The sequence below is a fragment of the Flammeovirga aprica JL-4 genome (assembly GCF_012844305.1).
In the GTDB taxonomy this organism is placed as follows: Bacteria; Bacteroidota; Bacteroidia; order Cytophagales; family Flammeovirgaceae; genus Flammeovirga; species Flammeovirga aprica.
Genome location: NZ_JABANE010000228.1, coordinates 1 through 3,987, shown reverse-complemented (window position 1 = coordinate 3,987; position 3,987 = coordinate 1). Strand labels below are relative to the sequence as shown.

The following is a 3,987-nucleotide window of genomic DNA, read 5'->3' as shown; positions in this document are numbered from 1 at the left end:
ATTTCACCGCTCCCTAAATGCTCATTTTTTAAATAAGTCATAGACTTAATTTCCCCTTCTTGTTCACGAAGAAGTTCATTTAAAAAATCCATAAGAATAGCTTTACTGGGCTCTTGTCCAAATAAGCGTTTAAAACCAAAATCGGTAAAAGGGTTGATATATTTTTCTTGTAGCATCTTTGTAACTTTCTTAAGAGCAAATGTACAAATTAAATAGAAGTCAAAAAAGAGCTTCTGAAGAAAGGACAGAGTCCTGAACGAATCAAAGAATTAGCCCTAGCAAAAGGAGTGGTATTAGCGATTCTTGATCTGGGTGAAAAGGAATTAGAAGACATAGATACAAAGTCATGTAAGTTAAAAAGATACTTGTATTGGCGAATCATGGAGCTGGATACCCAAAAGAAGCGAGATGATATAATAGCTGATATCTGTGTTGATGAAAATTTAAAGAAAGCTTTACAAGGTGATACTAATTCAAAAGGTGATACTTCTTTGGTGAGTAGTTGGGAGAACTTCTTCGTAAATTCAAAACATAATGTAAGGAAGTACATAGATTGCATTACATTTAATAATAGGATATGCGAATCAATAGTTAATATTTAAGCATAAAAAAGATAGCAAAGTGATTAACTTTAAAATATGCAAAAGGAATTAAAATTAATCGAGCTTTACTATCTAATCTGTGATAAATATAAGAAAACTTTACAATATGACATCCAACGTTTTAGCCCTAATAGTAATACAGGGAAAATAACAGATGAAGAAATTATCACATTATACTTATTTTCAGTTTGTTATGAACAACGTCTTCAGGTAAGTCAAATCTATTCTTTCATTTATAACTATTGGCTTAGTTGGTTTCCACACTTTCCAAGCTATCAGGCATTTAATGCTCGTTTGAATAGGTTAGCTCCCTTATTTCCTAGTTTAGTATCAGAATTAGTATCGGATTTAACCTTGCCTTCTGATCTTCTTGAAATATTCATTGCCAATAATTACATGTAAAGGAAATAGAAAAGGCAAAGTTGCTCAGGAAATCACAAGTAAAGGTTATTGTGCAACGAAAAAGACGCACTACTTCGGTGTAAAGTTACACTGTTTAGCCTTAAGAAGATGTAGTGCATTACCTTTACCTAATGCATTATTTATTACTCCAACTAATACACATGATTTGACAGCCATGAGAAATATATTAGAACAAATACAAGTTTCCCCTGTGGTATTAGATAAAGCATACAGTGATAAGTCATTAGCAAATAGGATGTTAGAAAACAAATCTGAATTGATTACACCTATAAAAGAACAAAAAGGAGCAACTGAAAATATGAAACAATTTGATAGAGTTTTCAATGAAAAATACAATACTGCTGTTTCTAAAATCAGGCAGCCTATTGAATCCTTTTTTAATTGGATTAATGAAAAAACTCAAATCCAAATAGCTTCAAAGGTAAGGTCTGACAATGGACTCATAGTTCATGTATTTGGTAAATTAGCTGCTATTATGTTACTATTAAGGTAACTATTGATTCGCATTCTTATTATATAAGAATTACAAGCAACGACTTCTAGGAATTGAAATAATAAGTAGAAAAATGATTAAAGATAAACAGAAATTAATATTGTATTTTGTTACACAAAAAATTTCTGAAGAAAAATTTGAGCTGAGTTTTCCGGAAATTTTGGAAAGAAAGTCTATTCAAAGAGAGTTTGAAATAGCATTTAATACTCAAGATTCATTAGCAATAGAATTTCTATGGATGATACCTTACAAATATTATGATAAGCAATTTCATTATTATATGTGTAAAAAGTTAATTTTAGAAAATTGGCATAAAGAACATGAAAGTATAGCACTTTCATTCCAATTTTTCTATAAAGACCCAGACTGCATAGATACAGTTGTAGAAGCCATGCATTTGCATTGTGAACATTGGGATGAAGAAGATGATAGAGACCCATTCGTACGAAAATGTGCCTATATTCTTGGTGATATAAGGACAGAGTATGCTATTCAAAAACTAAAAGAATTGTCATTGTCATCAGATCCAATTATTAAAGAGTATAGTACCTATCAACTTCAAAGGATAGGAGAAATTTAAGAGTAACTAGAATCTAACATCATTGTTCAGGGCGTCAAGCTTGAGCGTCTTCCCCAAAAAAATGTTTTAAGACAGTAGCTTATAAAACAGTGAGGGTACAATCACTACCATATATTGATTAGGTAGTGTGTGGTTTTCTTTTTGCCTTCATTAAGTTTGAAACTTATCGCGTGAGCTAAAAAACATCTGAATGTGAGTTCAAGTAGGTACTATTACATAATACCCAAAATCAGTCACTTGAAATGAAAATTTCAAAGTTTAACCAATTTATCAGTAACTATTACAGTAAATTTTTAACCTCATCAATAGAAAGACCAGTAAGGTTGGCAACTTGTTCAATAGACAGTCCCATTGATAAGCCATTTTTTGCGGTCTCGATTGCTTGTTCTTTTTTTCCTTTCTCCACACCTTCAATTATTCCTTCTTCCTTCGCCTGATCTAATGTATTTACATAATCCCTAAAGGTTTTTAGTGATTCTTCATAATTCACTTTATCAGTTTCATTCATGGCAGAATATTCAGAAATTTTGAATAATTTTTTAAAAGTCCTTTCTTGAAGAAGAGGTGGTATGTCATCTAGATTTGGCATGTTTTTTAGGGCATAAATCCACTTTTCAAAAAGGGTGCTTTGTTGGGTTAGTGGCTTAGAAAATTTTGGGAGTTCTAAGTAGACAAAAGAAAGTTTTTCATAAAAAGTGTTCCCTTTTTCATCTCTTAATTTAATATTGTGATGAAAGTCTTCAGACTTGTCGAAACTAAAATTCATGAGTCCGATTACATAAACACCTTTCAGTTCATATTTCCAATCCGTCCCTCTTTCTGCTTGTTCTTGAATAGGGAAAGTAGCGTAATACAAGGTTCTATCTTTAAAGAACTCTTGTTTTGCTCTTTGTAATTCTACAATAAATTTCTCACCCTTTTCATTTTCGCAATAGAGGTCATAAATGGCTTTTCGATCAATATCTCTCCTTGCTAATTGCTCCTGCTGCTTGTATTCTAATGTCTTAATCTGATCTTTTTCAGGTAAAATTGCATTCAGGAAGTCAATAAGAATGTCCTTATTGGCTTCCTCGCCAAATATTTTTTTGAACCCGAAATCGGTAAAAGGATTAATGTATTTAGAATGTGCCATGCCTGAATCTTTTTTGTAAAGATGCTTGATTTGAAAGGAAATATCAAGGTTAAATTTTAATGCTATTGACTATAACTCTCTACAAGATCTCTTAAAAACCACCTTAAAAAACAAGTTCATCCTCAGAATAAATTTCTTCCTGAGGTAGTAAAGCCTTGGCCTGCTCTATTTTTCCATTTTGTACAAGCTGATGGATTTCCCTGCATTGTGCCGAGATGTCTTTAATTTCGACAATCCACTCATTCACATAATTTGGTACCGCTTCACCCGATAAACCAACTTGGATTGCTCGATAATCAAGTTTTTCCAAGGTAATATCTCTTTCAGGGTCCCACTGAATGCGGACAGGAGCATTTTGTAATTTCTCTTTCCATTCTTCTCTAGAAGTGTGCATCTTTTCATCAAAATGTGAGAGACACGCGTGCTTCATGGCCCATTCCCAACCTTCGCGTTTAATTTTGATGGCCAATACATGTTCTTGTCCTTCTTTTAGGGTCCAACCACAACGGTACATCATCCATAAGAAGGAAGGTTTGATCCATGTCATTCGATCGAGTTTGAAAGGGGGAACGAATTTCTGATTTTTGACTGCGGGTACTGCAATTGCTGGTCGGTAAGCTTGATACACGGTAATAGTTTCTTTGTCAAAGACTGCTCTGACTGCTTTTTCTTTCATAAAAATTTTATAGGTATATAAACTTACGTCGCCCAATCACAAAGCTGTTTTTGGGTGACATGAATTGAAGAAACCATCCGT

Annotated in this window: 6 protein-coding genes; 3 read left to right on the top strand and 3 right to left on the bottom strand. The window is 32.9% G+C overall.

Going from position 1 to position 3,987, the window contains the following annotated elements; translation table 11 throughout:
* A partial coding sequence (locus tag HHU12_RS35740; RefSeq protein WP_205960066.1) for a PD-(D/E)XK nuclease family transposase occupies positions 1-176 on the bottom strand: 176 nt, incomplete at its 3' end.
* Positions 177-638: 462 nt separating this feature from the next.
* Between HHU12_RS35740 and HHU12_RS33240 the strand changes: the two genes are divergently transcribed.
* The 3 genes from HHU12_RS33240 to HHU12_RS33230 all read left to right on the top strand — a co-directional run bounded on the left by HHU12_RS33240 (position 639) and on the right by HHU12_RS33230 (position 2,098).
* Complete coding sequence (locus tag HHU12_RS33240; RefSeq protein ID WP_169661030.1) at positions 639-1,004, top strand: hypothetical protein; 366 nt, start codon at positions 639-641, stop codon at positions 1,002-1,004.
* On the top strand, positions 985-1,518 hold the full coding sequence (locus HHU12_RS33235) for a transposase (protein WP_169661029.1): 534 nt from the start codon (positions 985-987) through the stop codon (positions 1,516-1,518). Before HHU12_RS33240 ends, HHU12_RS33235 begins: the two co-directional genes overlap by 20 nt.
* 73 nt (positions 1,519-1,591) lie before the next feature.
* Positions 1,592-2,098 carry a HEAT repeat domain-containing protein gene (locus tag HHU12_RS33230; RefSeq protein WP_169661028.1) on the top strand — a complete coding sequence of 169 codons (507 nt, stop codon included), beginning with the start codon at positions 1,592-1,594 and terminating at the stop codon, positions 2,096-2,098.
* 280 nt (positions 2,099-2,378) lie between these two features.
* On the opposite strand, the gene HHU12_RS33225 is transcribed toward HHU12_RS33230, so the two are convergent.
* Together HHU12_RS33225 and HHU12_RS33220 are read right to left on the bottom strand one after the other, a co-directional pair.
* Positions 2,379-3,230, bottom strand: a complete 852-nt coding sequence (locus HHU12_RS33225) for an Rpn family recombination-promoting nuclease/putative transposase (RefSeq protein ID WP_169661027.1) — start codon at positions 3,228-3,230, stop codon at positions 2,379-2,381.
* Positions 3,231-3,333: 103 nt separating this feature from the next.
* Positions 3,334-3,942, bottom strand: a complete 609-nt coding sequence (locus HHU12_RS33220; protein WP_240971252.1) for a DUF4291 domain-containing protein — start codon at positions 3,940-3,942, stop codon at positions 3,334-3,336.
* Between the last annotated feature and the right edge of the window lie 45 nt (positions 3,943-3,987).

Coding starts and splice junctions, on each gene's coding strand:
- HHU12_RS33230 (WP_169661028.1), top strand. CDS start 1,592: ATGATTAAAGATAAACAGAAATTAATATTGTATTTTGTTACACAAAAA.
- HHU12_RS33225 (WP_169661027.1), bottom strand. CDS start 3,230: ATGGCACATTCTAAATACATTAATCCTTTTACCGATTTCGGGTTCAAA.
- HHU12_RS33240 (WP_169661030.1), top strand. CDS start 639: ATGCAAAAGGAATTAAAATTAATCGAGCTTTACTATCTAATCTGTGAT.